General features: G+C 39.0%; 12 protein-coding genes and 1 pseudogene. 7 read left to right on the top strand and 6 right to left on the bottom strand.

Annotated elements, in window-relative coordinates; translation table 11 throughout:
- The first annotated feature begins 116 nt into the window (after positions 1-116).
- On the top strand, positions 117-593 hold the full coding sequence (locus SGI74_11245; protein ID MDZ4678067.1) for a hypothetical protein: 477 nt from the start codon (positions 117-119) through the stop codon (positions 591-593).
- Here the strand turns inward: SGI74_11245 and dsbD are convergent, their stop codons facing one another.
- The 4 genes from dsbD to SGI74_11225 form a co-directional block, all read right to left on the bottom strand.
- Positions 594-2,393, bottom strand: coding sequence for a protein-disulfide reductase DsbD (gene dsbD, locus SGI74_11240; protein ID MDZ4678066.1), 1,800 nt, complete (start codon positions 2,391-2,393; stop codon positions 594-596).
- 80 nt (positions 2,394-2,473) lie between these two features.
- A complete protein-coding gene (gene lon, locus SGI74_11235) occupies positions 2,474-4,900 on the bottom strand; it encodes an endopeptidase La (GenBank protein MDZ4678065.1) in 2,427 nt (808 codons plus the stop codon).
- Between the two features lie 65 nt (positions 4,901-4,965).
- Positions 4,966-6,519, bottom strand: a complete 1,554-nt coding sequence (locus tag SGI74_11230) for a hypothetical protein (protein MDZ4678064.1) — start codon at positions 6,517-6,519, stop codon at positions 4,966-4,968.
- 55 nt (positions 6,520-6,574) lie between these two features.
- Positions 6,575-8,194, bottom strand: a complete 1,620-nt coding sequence (locus tag SGI74_11225; GenBank protein MDZ4678063.1) for a protease-like activity factor CPAF — start codon at positions 8,192-8,194, stop codon at positions 6,575-6,577.
- A gap of 199 nt (positions 8,195-8,393) precedes the next feature.
- Here SGI74_11225 and SGI74_11220 point away from each other — a divergent pair, with 199 nt between their 5' ends.
- From SGI74_11220 to SGI74_11205, 4 genes and pseudogenes are all read left to right on the top strand, one after another.
- Positions 8,394-8,903, top strand: a complete 510-nt coding sequence (locus SGI74_11220) for a DUF3015 family protein (GenBank protein ID MDZ4678062.1) — start codon at positions 8,394-8,396, stop codon at positions 8,901-8,903.
- A 1-nt stretch (position 8,904) separates the two neighbouring features.
- Positions 8,905-9,402, top strand: coding sequence for a DUF3015 family protein (locus SGI74_11215; GenBank protein MDZ4678061.1), 498 nt, complete (start codon positions 8,905-8,907; stop codon positions 9,400-9,402).
- Positions 9,403-9,517: 115 nt separating this feature from the next.
- A pseudogene (locus SGI74_11210) lies at positions 9,518-11,245 on the top strand (DUF4105 domain-containing protein).
- 115 nt (positions 11,246-11,360) lie between these two features.
- Positions 11,361-11,831: a hypothetical protein gene (locus SGI74_11205; protein MDZ4678060.1), complete on the top strand. Its 471-nt coding sequence runs from the start codon at positions 11,361-11,363 to the stop codon at positions 11,829-11,831.
- 214 nt (positions 11,832-12,045) lie between these two features.
- On the opposite strand, the gene SGI74_11200 is transcribed toward SGI74_11205, so the two are convergent.
- On the bottom strand, positions 12,046-12,846 hold the full coding sequence (locus tag SGI74_11200) for an enoyl-ACP reductase (GenBank protein MDZ4678059.1): 801 nt from the start codon (positions 12,844-12,846) through the stop codon (positions 12,046-12,048).
- 159 nt (positions 12,847-13,005) lie between these two features.
- Here SGI74_11200 and SGI74_11195 point away from each other — a divergent pair, with 159 nt between their 5' ends.
- Both SGI74_11195 and SGI74_11190 read left to right on the top strand, forming a co-directional pair.
- On the top strand, positions 13,006-14,169 hold the full coding sequence (locus tag SGI74_11195; GenBank protein ID MDZ4678058.1) for a hypothetical protein: 1,164 nt from the start codon (positions 13,006-13,008) through the stop codon (positions 14,167-14,169).
- Positions 14,170-14,171: 2 nt separating this feature from the next.
- A complete protein-coding gene (locus tag SGI74_11190) occupies positions 14,172-15,002 on the top strand; it encodes an exonuclease domain-containing protein (GenBank protein MDZ4678057.1) in 831 nt (276 codons plus the stop codon).
- On the opposite strand, the gene SGI74_11185 is transcribed toward SGI74_11190, so the two are convergent.
- Positions 14,968-15,876, bottom strand: coding sequence for a signal peptidase II (locus SGI74_11185; protein MDZ4678056.1), 909 nt, complete (start codon positions 15,874-15,876; stop codon positions 14,968-14,970). The genes SGI74_11190 and SGI74_11185 overlap by 35 nt on opposite strands.
- Positions 15,877-15,881 lie beyond the last annotated feature (5 nt).

Below are 15,881 nucleotides of genomic sequence, written 5' to 3'. Positions count from 1 at the left end.
CGCAGCGGTTTTGACCATATCTAATGACAATAGAAACTACCGGGGGGCATTGTCCAGTACTCATTTCATGATTTTGACTCTTGCCGATCAGTCTTTGAGATGATCTAGTTATCCACATGAGTAGGCAGATGAATCCAGGCATTTTTGGCGAAGCAGTAACCCCTTTTGAGTCTAGTAAAATTCTAGAGCCACTGCCTTTATTTGAAAGTACTTACTCTGGTGGCCCCACAAATGAAGAAGTGATGGAAACACTTAATAAAACAAAATACCAAAATGAAGAATGGGTAAAATCTGTTAATCTTCGTATGGATAAAACAGCACAAAAGGTCGGTCAGATTGATGAGCGCCTTAAACAAATTGTACATGAAGTTCAAGATCGACTGGCTTTTGTATCAGGTAGACTTAAAGAAAAGCAGATAAGTGAATCAAAAATAGAATCTTTTTTAGAACGCCATAATCAGATTGTGCAGTCGTTTGAACTTCGGCTCACACAGGCACAGCGAGTTATAGAGAATCAAAGTCTGCAATTAAATAAACAACAAGAAATGATTGATGATGCTCGTCGGCATATTGAAAAATTAAAAAGACTTTAATTATTTAGAAGTTGAATTAATAGTTTTTGCCATTCGCACTAAGAACTCTCGCGCATTTACAAAGCCCGTTACAGTAATATCATTTAAAACCTGACCTTGAGTATTAATAAAAATTATCGTTGGCAAACCTACCACTTTGTATTTTTTCTTTAACTCTTCGACAATAGGTTGGTCTGAATGTGTGGCATCAATTTTAAATCTTTTGAAAACTTCCCCCTCTTTAATAACCGTTGCATCTGTATAAGTCAGAGCTTCTAATTCATGACAGGCTACGCACCAATCAGCTGTGAAATCTAAAATGATTGGCTGATTTTCATTTTTAGCTTGGTGAAATAATTTCTCATCATAATTTTGCCATACTAATCCTGTTTTTTTTTGCGTTTGTATTGAATCAGTTACTGAAGTTGTTATGAAATTTGAAGGCAAAACTCCAATAGCTACAAGACAAAGCCCAAAAAAATAGATGGCAAGTAGGATTCCCTTTTTAATTTGTAGGGCACGAACTTGAGATGCTGGAGCAAAAGCTCCGTAGTAACTTGTGCCTAAGAGTAAGAAGCTGCCTGCTAGGGTGTAGAGAAATTTTGATGGAATTATGGGAGCTAAATAATAAAAAGCCATGATGATAAACGTAAGACCAAAAATGAATTTAGTAGATTCCATCCAACCGCCGGCTTTTGGAATTTTTGTAAGGAGCCCTGAAAATGTGCCCAGTACAATAAAAAGAATCCCCATTCCCATGGCAAAAGTGAATAGCAGTGTAAATCCAAATGTGACGTCTGCTGTTTGTGCTACATAAGTTAAGATGCTCACAAGTACGGGTCCTATACACGGTGATGCAACTATTCCTGCAAAAAGCCCCGCGGCAAATGCCCCTGGCAAACCGGTACCGGTTTGTGCATTACCAAATTTATTTCTTAATATGGCGGGTACTTGTAGTTCAAAAAAACCGAGCATGCTTAAACCCATGGCTATAAAAACAAGAGCTATAAAACTAACAACCCAAATATTACTTAATAAACTTCCAAAAAGGGCTCCTGTGGTTGCAGCTACTACTCCAAGTGCTGAGTAGGTGAAACCAATGCCTAAAACGTAGGCGACACTTAAACTAAAGGCTCTTGATTTTTTATTTTGTGCAGCACGTGCACCAATAATTGAAATCGTAATGGGGATCATCGGAAATATACACGGCGTGAGGCTAGTTAAAAATCCGCCAATGAAAACAAAAACATAAACCCAAAATTTTCCACGTGCTAGAGCTTTTTGAAAACCATCTTGTACAAGGCCAGTATCTTGAGTTGCAGTAATTTTTGAATCGACAACTTCATATGAAAAAGGAAGTGTTACAGTTTTTGGAAAAAGACAATATTTTGCGCTACAGGCTTGATAAGTAACTTTGATAGCACCTTCACGTTTACCGATTCCTAACGATTTAGGAAATTTAATCGTGGTTCGAATATTGGCTTGGTTTTCCATTCCCTCCCGTGATTTTTTAGTAACGGGATCAATAAACATATGAGTTGGATTCACAGTAAAGTCACCTATTGTGATTCCTTCATCATTTGCCCACTTAAGTTTGAGCATGTCTTTATAAGCATGGTGCCCGGGGGCAACGGTCATTTCAACAGTCACTTGGGCTTCGCCACCAGCCATAACTTTTGTTGGTTCTAGATGAACTTGAACACTTACTGGATTTTCATTTACTGAAGGTTGGGGTTTGGTCTCTGACCAACAAGTTGTTGGAAAAACAACCACCATGAGTGTCAGAAAGCTCAGCAATTGAAAAGAGATGGACTGTTTCAAGAATTAGCTCCTCAGTCATTATTATCGGCTTTTTTCAGTTTTGTCATGAACAGATGAACCTAGACGTATGGCGGGGTATTTTAATTCAGCGCAATTTTAAGTACCTGGCTCATATCGCCCACGAGATGAAACTTAAGCCCCTTTTTAATGCTGGAGGGAATTTCTTTAAGATCTCTTTTATTAGAGCGGGGTAAGATGATTTCTTTATAATCATTTCGTTTTGCAGCGATGATTTTTTCGCGAATTCCCCCAACGGGTAACACCGCACCTGTTAGTGTGAGTTCACCAGTCATCGCAAGGCCTTTACGTATTTTTTGATTTGTCACAAGTGTATAGAGACTTGTGGCTAAGGTGATCCCTGCACTGGGGCCATCTTTTGGGACTGCCCCTGCAGGCACATGTAAATGAATGCTATTTTCATCGATATATTTTTTAGCAAATTTGTTTCCACTTAAGGCTTTTTTCACGTACGTCCATGAGAGATTTGCACTTTCAGTCATCACGCTTCCAAGTTGACCGGTAAGTTTTAAACTCATGTCATTACTCTTCACTCCAACACTTTCAATTGTCAAAGCTTCTCCACCCAGTGGTGTCCATGCAAGCCCTATGGACATACCTGGGCGCATACGTGGTTGTGTTGAATCAGTAAAATAGGGAGGGCCAATGAGTGTTTCTAGATCCCTTGGTTTAATCACACGATTACGTGATTTTCCCATGGCAATATTATAAGCGTGTTTTCGGCTGATACGCTCAATCCACTTTTCAAGGCCGCGAACACCGGCTTCACGAGCATAACCTTGAATAATTTCTTTGATCGCGTCTGAGTTAAAGCTCAATTGCTTTTGTGTAAGGCCGTTTTTTTCTAATTGTTTTGGGATAATATGTTTTTTTGCAATGGCGATTTTTTCTTCTTGAATATAGCCAGCGAGCTGAATGACTTCCATCCGATCAAGTAAAGGTTGTGGAATTGTATCTGTTTGATTGGCCGTGCAAATAAAAAGCACATTGCCCACATCAAAGCTTAAATCTAAGTAGTGATCGCTGAATTCAACGTTTTGTTCTGGATCTAAAACTTCAAGAAGTGCACTTGACGGATCACCTCGATAATCATTTCCAAGTTTATCGACTTCATCAATCATGAATACGGGGTTAATAACGCCTGTGCGTTTGAGGCCTTGAATTATTTTACCAGGCATTGCCCCTACGTATGTTCTTCTGTGACCTTTGATCTCAGCTTCATCGTGCATTCCACCAACACTGAATCTAAAAAACGGACGCTTGAGAGCTTGAGCGATGCTCTTACCAAGTGAAGTTTTACCGACTCCGGGAGGGCCAACGAAACAAATGATGCTCCCTTTAGAATTTTTCTTTAATTTTTTAACAGCAATGAACTCTAAGATGCGTTCTTTGATATCGTCGAGGCCATAATGATCATGATGAAGTATTTTTTTTGCATATTTAAGATCGTAGTTTTCAGTGGCAGATATTCCCCAAGGTAAAGAAGTCATCCAATCGAGATAATTATAGGTGACGCCAAACTCCGGGCTATTCTCTGCAAGAGTGTCAAGTTTCTCCATTTCATCGTTGAAGCGTTTTTGCGCTTCTTCTGAAAATTGAAGTTTTGCTACACGCTCTTTAAACTTAGTCGTAGCTGCTGTTTTTTCATCAACACTTTGGCCAAGTTCTTTTTGAATAAGTTTAATTTGTTCATTGAGAAAATAATCGCGCTGAGCTTTGCCAACGTTTTGATTTATTTCATTATAAATTTTTGTTTGAAAATTATGAACATCAATCTCTTTTTTCAAAAGATTGAGGAGTTTTTCAAGACGTTTTTTCACATCAAGCTGCCCCAAAAAATCTGCATATGTTTCATTATCACGAATGAGAATACTTGCGAGCAGATCACTTAATCTTCCAGGGCCATCAACATTGACCATGGCTAAACGCATCTCTTCGGTAATAAGTGGGTTGTCTTGACTGATTAGTTTGAATTGATTAACAACAGTTCGAGCTAATGCCTCTGTTTCAATGTCTTTGGAATAAACGTCATCTAAGTATTCAACGAGGCCAATCATTTGGGGTTTGGCCTGTAATATACTTTTAAGTTCAAACCGCTTGATGCAATTTACCAGAATTGAGAGGCTGCCATCAGGTAAATTTATTTTTTTCAGAATGTTTCCTACGACCCCAAATTTCATCAGCTCTTTATCATCTTGAGAATCAATCGTATTTTTTAAAGCGATAACGCCGATAAGCGGAGCGTCAGTAACTTTTTCTTTGTGATCTAAGAGAAAGCTAATCATGTTTTTATGACGATCTTGACTCAAGACCATTGGCACAATCATGCCAGGAAAGATCACTGCTTGATTGACTGGGATAAGTGGTAGCTTTTCTGGAAGGACCTCTAAGGTAGCTCTGCGCGAAGTACTACTAATCATTGAGGGTGCAATTTTTCTGCCCCCTGAAGACTTTTGTTTACTGTTAGATTTTGAGTTCGCCGTTGCCATAACTGAAATATGGATTTAAATCTGCGAATGTCAAAAAGATTGTTTAAGTCGCACAATGTTACTTATTAATACTGAATACTGGCTGAAATTTCTTTCAAAGGTATGAAGTGCTCAGAACGAATATGATCGTCTACACGTCTAAGTGAGTCTTTAAACTCTTTTACGTACATCTGTAGTGCAGGTGGTAAATCATAGCTCGTATCTTTAAGGAGCGTTAGATTATTAGGTTTAAAGAACATTCGGTGTGCCATGAGTTGTCTGAAAATATCAATTGGGGTAGCTAATTTTTTCAAATCAATTGCCGCTATTTCAAGATTTGCTGGTGGTGGAACGCGAAGTCTCATAGAGGCTTTACGTACTGGGATGCTACTGAAACTAAAATGTTCTGCTGCATGCATAACCGATACGTCAAAAATATAAAAAGCCAATGCACGCGCCAGATTGTCTTTTTTGAAAATCAAATCTTCATTTGGAAAGCCCTTGATCAATTGCGAAATATGACTGGCCCATAATTTTATATTTGAGTCTTGTGGTATGTTTTTACAAACTTTTACAGTGAAATCATAAATCACATCATAATAGGCTTTGAGTCTTTGATTAAAAGCTGTGTCTGTTTTATTAAATTTATACGGATAAACATATTCTGGATAAGATGAGTTTCCCTTAATTCCACAAAAGCTTATTGATTTAAAAAAATAATTGCTGACACCAGTTGATGGAAACGGTGTGTAACAAAGATCTTGCCGGTTGCTCACTATAGAATGCTCTGACCACTGAACTCGTCTATTGAGGGGAAGTGTTAACCACATATGTGGCTTGAGAATTTCATAAATCAAATGCCCCTCGGGCAACAGAGCTTTAGTGACAGCATTGATGGTATCCATTGGGAAATGCACTCGTGGGTGGGCTAAAATCGTTAATGAGATCGATCCATTTTGCAAAACAAAATATTTTGCCAATTGCCATGCGTTTTTATTTTCAGGTTTTACTAAGAGTCCATTTATAAAAATCGCTTCACATTGAATTTCCGACTTATTTTTTGAATACAATGAAATCGTTGGAGTAGAATACTGACCTTCAAGGTTTTGAAGAAATTCAATGGGAGAAAAATCAACTTTTAAATATTCTTTATCTGGAGTCATTATCGAACCAAAAATCTCAACATCTTTTTTATCGAGAACTGGATTTAAGAAATTCGCATAAACCGTGTTTTTGAAATATGAAGAAAAATCTTCATTGGAGACAACATCTAATTTTGGATTGGCAAGAGTGTCTTGTGCTGCATCGATCCAATCAACGCAAATCTGTTTTGCATATCGATATAAGATTTTAGCTGCAAATTCAGTGGATTCATCATCAGGAAAGGTTAACACCGTGGGAGCGTCACGATCAGGATGCATCAATGACGGTTGTGGCCAGGGTCTTTTAAAATCTACTGTATTTTTAGCTATTGGCGATTTTGTAAATCGCATTTTCTCAGGAAACATTTGCTGCATTCTTTGCAAAATAGGCTGATCTAAAATCATCTCTGGTTCTTTAAAGGCATGACGCGCCGCTAGCTCGTATGAACCTCTTACCAGATTTAAGAATTCTTTAAGCGACGGAGCTTTTGAAAACATGCAGAAATGATATCCCTCAGATTGAGGGATTGCAAGTGGGCTTAGGTACGCAATCTTAGCGGATAAGGTCTAAGAGCTTACCTGTATAGAATTCTTGATACCCTTTATATTCATTCACAAAATCAGATCTTGTAATGGTGTAAGGGATATTCGGAACAGCACCATTATTTTCCACCGCAACTCCATCTGGCCTGAAAAACAAAGATTTTGTCATGCGCAAGTTAACTTGTGAAAAATTAAGTGGTGATTGTACCATCACGTGTCCACCGGCACCCATGGTTCTTGTGCCTAAGAGTACTGCGCGCCCAAAACCTTGAAGCATGGCGGGAAACGCATCTCCACCCGAACCTGACATTTCATCAATAAGAACAACAATGGGTTTTGTATATCGAATATGATTTGGTGCATTTTGAGTTGAGCCATCAAGTGAAGTCAACGGAGTCATAAAACTCCCTGATAGCCAGCTGGTTTTAATAAGTTCAAAAGTATTTAAAACACCCTGATACTCTAAAGTATTTTGATTAATCTCTTGAGTCCAACTTTTGAATGACAAGTACTCTTGTTTATTTGCCAAGAGTTGAAACTGCATGGGCTTAAAGGTCGTAGACATAAACAGACTTACAAGTTGATGCAAGAAGCTAACCCTACCTCCGCAATTATGATCTTGATCGATGACAAGGCCGATGGTGTTTTTTTCTAAAGCCGAAATTGCAAATTCATATTGGGCAAACCGTAGACCAAACTCTGGTTCACCCATAGGGCCCATAGGTGAGTAATGTGGAATTCGTAAATATCCCACATTACCTTTGAGAGTTGGATAGTAATAAGCCACAAACGGTGACTTCATAATGATTGTTGCATTACTTGGTATTGCAGCTCGCGTGTTGCCTGAGCATCTAAAGCTTCGTTCGGCGTGAAAATCTTTAAACTCAGTCCACATGTCTTGGCTTGAGATATTATTAAAATCTCTTCTTGAAGGTGAAACTTTTAAAAAACGATTAATATTAAGGGCTGTCTCATCTACAGCTTCGCCAGTAACATTCCATTTAAGAAGTACTTCTGTGGGGATAAATTCATTTTCTTTTAATAATGAAAGTCGAATTTCTCCGGTGGGTACAGGCACATTTGAACCTGGCCTATAGGGGATCATCATAGCGGCTCGCCTACGAGCAGTAGCTGCATAACCAGCGCTTGAATAAGTTTGAAGCACATCTAATAATCTTGAAACTGGAAGGCCATTAACGGCGATTATTTCATCGCCGCGTTCAAAGGGAAACTCTGTGTGATTAAGAACCATTCGGTTTACTTGATCAACGAGTACTTTTCCGTCAACTAAATCAGTGGTGATTGGAAGTGTTGCCACTTGAGTTGTTGGTAGTGAAGCGCTGAAGTGAGAGTCTTTAAACTCAGCAACAAATTGCACTAAAAGATAATAAAAATCGACATTACTTTGCGTGAGGGGGATTCTGGCCTGGTATTTTCTAGCAAGTCTATCGATGTTAATGCCCAACACCTGATCTTTGTATTGGAGTGGTCCGTAACCAGATTTAATTATTGCGACGAGTTGATTGAGATCACTTATTTTTTCAGCACTTGAAAGTTGGCCTGATGAAGCCTGTATTGAGATGATTGTGATTGCTACGAATAGTATTTTTGAAAGTATTCCCTTTTGCATATTATTCCCCCCGGATTAATTGTCGCGAGAATAAGCGCAGTGCACAGGCTTGGCAAGGGAGATTTGGGTTATTTCGAGTGATTTCTTATGGGTTTCCTTGGGGTAACCATTGAAAATCTGGATTTTTCTATTGCCTGAGTGAGAACGGGGCGTCTACACTTTTTAAGGTAAATTATAATAACTTATGGTGGGGGCAACTGTGAAAACACTGTTTACGAGTTTAGTATTAATATTTGCTTTAGGTCTTGGGGGTGCTTCAGCATCCGCAAGTGCTATCTTTGGTGATTCGGGTAATGATCGATGTGGTGTGGGGAGTATGCTTTGGAAGGGTAATTCTGTATCAAGTCAAATTTGTGAAGAAAGTACTAACGCTTTGAGTATGGATGCATTCTCAATAACCACAGGTACCTCTGGATGTAGTAATAGTGGAATAGTTAATAATGTATCTGAGCAGCAGCTTCATTTCGCTAGCGTAAATCTAGAAGAAATTGTTTCAGATATGGCAAAAGGCCAAGGTGAAGTATTAGCTGGTTTTTCTTACTCACTGGGTTGTTCAAGTTATGTACGAGCCCACTTTGGCGAAGTATCACAAAAAAGTTTTCAAGAAATTGTTCCACAACAACATGTTAGCCCTATTGATTTGATTCAAAGAACCAAAGCAAAAATTGGCACAGATCCTGTGCTCTCGGCTAACTGTAGGGGGGTATAAAATGAAATACTTATTTTTGATTTTAATATTGTTAGTAAGTCTTGAGAGTTTTGCTGGTGGTAATCGTTGTGGTTTAGGTAGTAAGATTTTCGGTGGCAAAAAAGGCATCACCAGTCAAACGTTTGAAAATAGTACGAACAGGGTTAGTTCAGGTGGCGCATCAATCTCATACGGCACATCAGGATGTAAGCATGATGGGAACTTGTTCATTGATGGATTTGGAATGAACGGTACTGAACAATTGGAATATGTTGATTCAAATTTTGAAGAGCTTATTATTCAGGTTGCAAAAGGCCAAGGTGAATATTTAGATGGTTTAGCATATGTTGTTGGTTGTCCTCAGACGGCTTATTCATCATTTCGCTCTATGGCTCGAAAAACCTATCAGTCAATTTCTAATCAAGAAGTAACTCCTGTTATACTTCTCAACGAAACCAAACGTGAATTGCGCAGGGATCCCGTTTTAAAGCAATCTTGTCAAAACATTGTTGCGGGATAATTTAAGACGACTCGCGTTTTTTCTTGTTTGGCTTTTTGTTTTAACAAGTGTAATTCGGGTTGAGGCAGCGCCCACTATTGAAGAATTAAGTTTATCACGCTATTGGCTAAGGCTTATGCATTATAAGCCTCGGCTCTTTGGCGGCTATAAAAGTGAAATTGATAGTTCTAAATATTTCTTTTCACCTCTAGGTAAAACTGATCCTCACGCCGAAATTCTAGCAGCTGTCAAGGCCTTTGAAACCAGTCAGATCATTACTTTTGGAACCGATCAGTATCCAGCTCAGTGTTGGTATCCGCTTCGTATGCGATTTCTTGAAAAGCAATTGGGGCGTACTTTTTTACATCCATCATGTCCAAAATATGAAAACTGGCGTCATACAATCAAGGGTGATTCAGTATCTTTAGTATTTACGACGTATTTCAATGGCGCGCCTGCTTCAATGTATGGGCATACTTTTTTAAGAATCAATCGTCGTGAAACAAAAGATTTACCACTCTTTAACCATGCTGTTAATTTCGCTGCACAAACAAATGGTTAGTACATTGTATTAGAAGCCTTCAAAGGGCTCGTGGGTATGTATGATGGGCGGTATTCAGTCATCCCTTATTACGTGAAAGTTAAGGAATATAATAATGCAGACCAAAGAGATTTATTTGAATACACATTAAAATTTTCACAATCAGAAGTTGATACCATCATTGATCATCTTTGGGAGTTAGGTACCGCTTCAGTAGATTATTATTTTTTTGATGATAATTGTTCTTATCAACTTTTATCTTTATTGGAAGTTGCAAAACAAGAGTGGAACCTTACAAATCGATTTCCTGCATATGTGATACCCATAGATACATTGCGCGTGGTTTTAGAGCAACCCGATGCTTTGGAAAGCGTTGATTACCGTATGTCGATGTCGGGGCAACAAAAAATCAAATGGGATCTAATGAGTAGTGCTGAACATGATCTTTATTTTGATGTATTGGATTTAAAGAAATCTCCAGAAAGTATTGAATCACCCCTGGTGGCCGAAGCATTAAATTTATATTTCTCTATGTTACAAATTAAAAATCAAGGGCAACTCGCGGGATCAGACGCCGACCTCTCTCGTCGATTATTAGTAAAGCGAAGTCAATTACCTGTGCTGCCACCTGAGCAAAAATTTGAAATGCCTTCAAGACCTGATTTGGCGCACGATACTTTGCGCTCAGGTTTTGCGCAGACCTGGAGAAATGGTGAGAGCATTCAAGAATTTTCAGTAAGGTTTAGTCTTCATGATCTTTTAAATTCTGATGATGGTTATTCACCTTTTACAGATTTAGAAACTATGAATACTAGGTTGCGGTATTCTCAAGCAAAAAATGTATATCTTGAAGAATTAGCCATTTTGAATGTGACTGCATTAAATCCATGGCATCCTCTTAATAAGAGACTATCGTACTTAGCTAGTTTTGGTTTTACTCGGTCATTTGATTGTAATGGTTGCCTCGTTTTTGGCACAACTGGTGGTGTAGGACCTGCATTTTATCTTGGTACAAAAAAGATTTTAGTTTTTGCTTTAGCGCTGGGGCAGTTGCAATCCCATCCTGATTTGTCTCGAGGCTACACTCTTGGCCCGGGCGTCCAATTGGGTTTTGTTGCAACTCCAACCAATAAATTAAAATTTCTCATGCGCGGTACTTACCGCCCGACGAGCATACCAGTTGCGCTTGCGATGACGGATATTCAAGCGGGTATGGGATTTCAGTTTTCAAAAGATTGGGAGGCGAGGTTTCTTGGTCGTAAAGTATTATGGGATCAACGTGAAGCAAATGAAACCTCTCTGGGTCTGAACTATTATTTTTAAAAGTCTTAAGACCTAGGTCTAGTTCCTGAAGTTATTCTCTCTTAATTCCGAATATATTGTGTCGATATATGCTTGTCAGTTTTCATACTGGCGCGAATATTTTTGGGAGAGCAGAATGCAAATTATTAAAAAATATTTAATGTACAAACGAGCTTTGCAGGGGTTTTTTGCTGTGAACGTTTTTTTTATCATGTTTGGCATTGTTGCTTTGATTGAATATTTTAAAACCCATGAGCAGAGTGTTTTAACTCTGACCGCTGTGGGTGCTGGTACTTTTGTATTTGGAATTTATCTTCCGATTTATTTAATGGCTCAATTAGGAAAAGTGATCAAAGAAATCAAAACTCAAACCGAGCACATGGTGGCTCAATGGGTTTCAGGTTGGTTTGAAAATTATAATCAATATGAAGAAGACGCGATTAAAGATCCACGATTTTGGCTCAATATGGTGTTACTCACCACAGAAATTTTTGGCGATCACTCAAAGCATCCAGCCGCACGATTGATTGGCGAATTTGCACCGATTTTACGTCAAGAAATCCAAAAACAAACTCATAAGAAAACAAAAGTTAAAAGAGCTGCCTAAATTTCGGTACCGGGTACCTTTTTCGTTAGCAGTGCGTCAGGAATCGCTTTTTTTGTCATTTGTAACAAGTAAAGAGTGAATTTGTTTAACTAATGCGTTGCTTATACACTCAACCATTCCACCATGGGCAAGATTGATTGGGCTTTGGCTAATCATCTGGATCTGATTGACTGACGTATCAAGAATTGCGGCTCATTCTTTTGAATTTTATCGACTAAGAATTAGCAGGGGCTTGAGGTGTTGCTGGAATACTTAATGCTCCCGTATTATATCCACAATCCACAAAATGAATTTCACCTGTAACGCCACTTGATAAATCACTGGCTAAATAAAGACTGGCTTTACCAACTTCATCAGCAGAAATATTTCTTTTCATGGCACTCATAGTGCCAACTGAGTCAAGTAGTGATCTAAAGCCGCGAATGCCGGCAGCGGCAAGTGTTTTTACCGGGCCAGCCGAAATTGCATTTACACGAACATTTTGTGGACCTAAATCCCAAGCAAGGTATCGAACACTTGCTTCAAGTGCTGCTTTTGCCACACCCATTACATTATAATTTTGCACAACTTTTGTAGCGCCTAAGTAAGTCATGGTTATGATCGAACCGCCGGCATTCATCAGGGGCATGGCCTCTTTAGTTACAGCAATAAGTGAGTATGCTGAAATATCTAAAGCCATGCGAAACCCTTCGCGAGTGGTCGTCGTGAATCGCCCATCGAGATCTTCTTTGTTTGCATACGCAACCGAATGAACGAGAATGTCAAACTGAGGCCACGATTTTTTTAATTCACTAAAAAGATTTTTAATTGATTCATCAGAACCAACGTCACATTGAAAAGTAAGTTTTGATCCGATTTCATCGGCTAATGGTAGAACTCGCTTTTTAATTGCATCATTGGGATAAGTAAAAGCTAACTCAGCACCTTGGGCTTTAAATTGTTGAGCCGCGGCCCAAGCTAATGATCGTTCGTTGGCCACGCCCAAAATGAGAGCCTTTTTTCCTTTGAGAAGCACGTTTCTGACTCCTTTAGATTAGTAGATAATGACATTTTCCGGCACCACTTCAAGCTATTCTTACACCGTAATTTGCACTAACGCACATCAAAAAGCTTTAAAGGCGGGAATAGAACGTGCACTAAAGCACATGAAACGTTAATTATATTGGAGGCTCACGTGTTTTTGAAGTTGTCTGCTGTAATTCTTATTCCGGTGTTGTTTATTGCCTGTACTCGTCAAGATAGATTTCCGCCCTTAATTAAAGGTGCCAAAAAGCCTGATCTTACGCTTAAGCAAGAAGACGCCAATGCTAAATCTGAGGTGGTAACTCAAAATGGTAGTGACTCTAAAGAAGCTCCATTAAGTGCAGAAGAGCTGTGCAAAGTATCATGGAGTCAATGGCAAGAAAAATACACATCAACGAATCCAGTAAAAGTAATGAAAAAGACGCAGGTTCCTTTTGAATGGCAGCCAAATATTAAAGTAGTTAATAATATTTTAACTTCAGGCAATCGCTCATATTTTAGTGCCGAGTTTCCTAATCTTCAAAACATAAATGGTGCGAATAATAAAAAATCAACACATGCAGATTTTGGTCCGCAGAACTTACGTGACTTTAAAGCTAACACCCGGGATCAAGCTATTGCTGAAAATGTAAAACAAATAATCGCCTATAGTGCAGCAGATGATTTGGTTATCGTAAACGTTGATCAAGTGCGTGCTGTTGATTTTTTTATGAGAACACGTAATAAACAAGTTTTATATGCCACACATATTGTGACTACAACGACTCCCTTTTTTACTCCTGAAACACAAGAGTATATTGACTTAAGGCACACTGCTGAAGGCGCATGGCGTGATCTCGCAATGCTTAAAACTGTAGGTAGTGAATCAGGATTTATGCTTCGTAAGGTTTATGAGCGCATCTGGGCTCATACACAAACGGGTACAGCAGTTGAGCACTCAGATTTAGATAGAGAGAATTCATCGTCAGGAGTAAAAAGAAATGTGGTTGTACTTGGGGATTACCCGGGTGCAAACGTAACATCTGCAATTGATGAATTACCAACGGCAGAGTGTTTATCTGTTCTTGGTTTTACGAAAGTAAAATTAGGTTTAGAGAATTTTAATTACGTTGATGAAATCAATGACGCCACACTTAATGCAGGTCTTGCTAAAGAGCGAGCCGGCCGTGATAGTGAAAAAGCACCATACATGGGTGGTAAGATTTGGGAGCTAAGTTCAAAGGTTAATTTTATCCCAACAAAAGATGCATTGATCAAAAAAATTCAATCTTACAAAGGCAAAGCTGAAGTTTTTATTTTCGGTCTTGAAAATTAATAATGGATCAAACTCGCCCTTGGCGTGATTACACGTACATAAGTTTTGACACTGAGACCTCGGGCAAGTATCCGCTGGTAGCTGAGGTTGTTGAGATTGCTGCCATGAAGTGGCAAAATGGAAAAGTGATTGATACTTTTCAATCACTCGTGAAGCCCCATCGCCAGATGGGTGAAGCTGTTATTCGTATTCATCATATCACAAATGAAATGGTGGCTAATGCTCCATTGATGCCAGATGTTCTTTTGCAATTTGATGCGTTTATAAAAGGTTCTGTATTAATGGCCCATCATGCTGCGTTTGATTTAGGATTTCTCGCTCTTGAATATGAAAAATTAAAAATTCCATTACCAAATAATATCGTGCTCGATAGTTGTCTCTTGGCACTTAAGGCATTTCCAAAATCACAGAATCATCGATTGGCAACTCTTGTTGCACTTTTGGGTGTGAAGATGGGGCAAGCCCATCGTGCACTTGAAGATAGTCGTGCCTGTTTAGAGGTTTGTCTTCAGTGCATGGAAAAATTAGGTGGAGATTCTACGCTCGAATTTATAGCAAAAGCTCAAGGTGGTTCTTTTGAATGGTCACGTTTTTCGATGAATGATCTTTTAGCCCAAGAGTTAACTCGGCCTTTAGTTGAAGGCTCTGAAAAACAATGGGTTTTAGAAATTACGTATCAAGGTGGCACCCAACCTGGTGAGCCAAGACGCATAACACCTCAAGGCCTTGTGCGTGCACGTGATGGTGATTACGTTGTCGGGCATTGTCATCGCGAGAATACTGAGAAGCGATTTTATCTTAACCGCTTTTTGACCGTGAAGGTTTTGGATTAGGTTTAGATTCGGTAAGTCGTTTTGCGAGTTCTTCAAGTTCAATAAATTCATCACCGATTCTAAGTTTAAGTTTTGGATTTTTACCTTCGATATGATCATTTAAGAATCTTTGAAATGCATACATTGGCCCTGCGGCTCTGTGTGACAAAATTAATCCCACTGCAAAAAGAACAAATGCAAATGTAAAACTCACGATTCCAAATGTCATGACGAAGGGCTTTAAAAACTGCGCAGCTAAGATGGGGTTAGGGCCACGAAGTTCGCTGATCGTTACACTAAGATAAGTGTAACTGTAGGTTCCTAAAATCAATGTTAGTCCTAAACCACATGTCATGAGAATTAAGCAATATTTGATTTGAAAGCGTGTGTTGATCCAGTAGCTTTTGCGAAGATTTTCAACGGGCCAGAGTGATTTTCCTTCAACAATGAGTGCGATGACGATGCAAATGTATCCAACCCATTGAAGGGCGTCGGCAAGATTAAAATTGGGTGAAAATCTTTGTGGGCTACCGATGATAATAAAATCAACGACGTATCCCCAAATGATTCTATCTGTCACGTTACCAATGATTCCGCCTGTGAGAAATGAAAGTCCGATGCGTAAAAGCATAGATTTTGTCGGCAATAAAAATTGCAAAATGCCATAGAGAAAAAGTAAAAATGCTCCGCCAGTTGAGAGACTCACAATTCTGAGCATGCCGGGCAAGTCACTAAAGAGGCCTAAGATTGCTCCATGATTATGGTGGAGCATGAAACCAAGAGGACCATGAAAATCTACACCAGTAAGGCCAGAGGCCCAGATCTTCGTTACCCGATCGACTGACCAAGTTAGAAGAAGTGGTAATAGTACTAAAAACCATTCACGTTTTTTCATTTCAA

The sequence above is a fragment of the Oligoflexia bacterium genome (assembly GCA_034439615.1).
In the GTDB taxonomy this organism is placed as follows: Bacteria; Bdellovibrionota; Bdellovibrionia; order JABDDW01; family JABDDW01; genus JAWXAT01.
The sequence above is the reverse complement of the archived record's forward strand: the minus strand, read 5'-3'. Positions and strand labels throughout refer to the sequence as shown.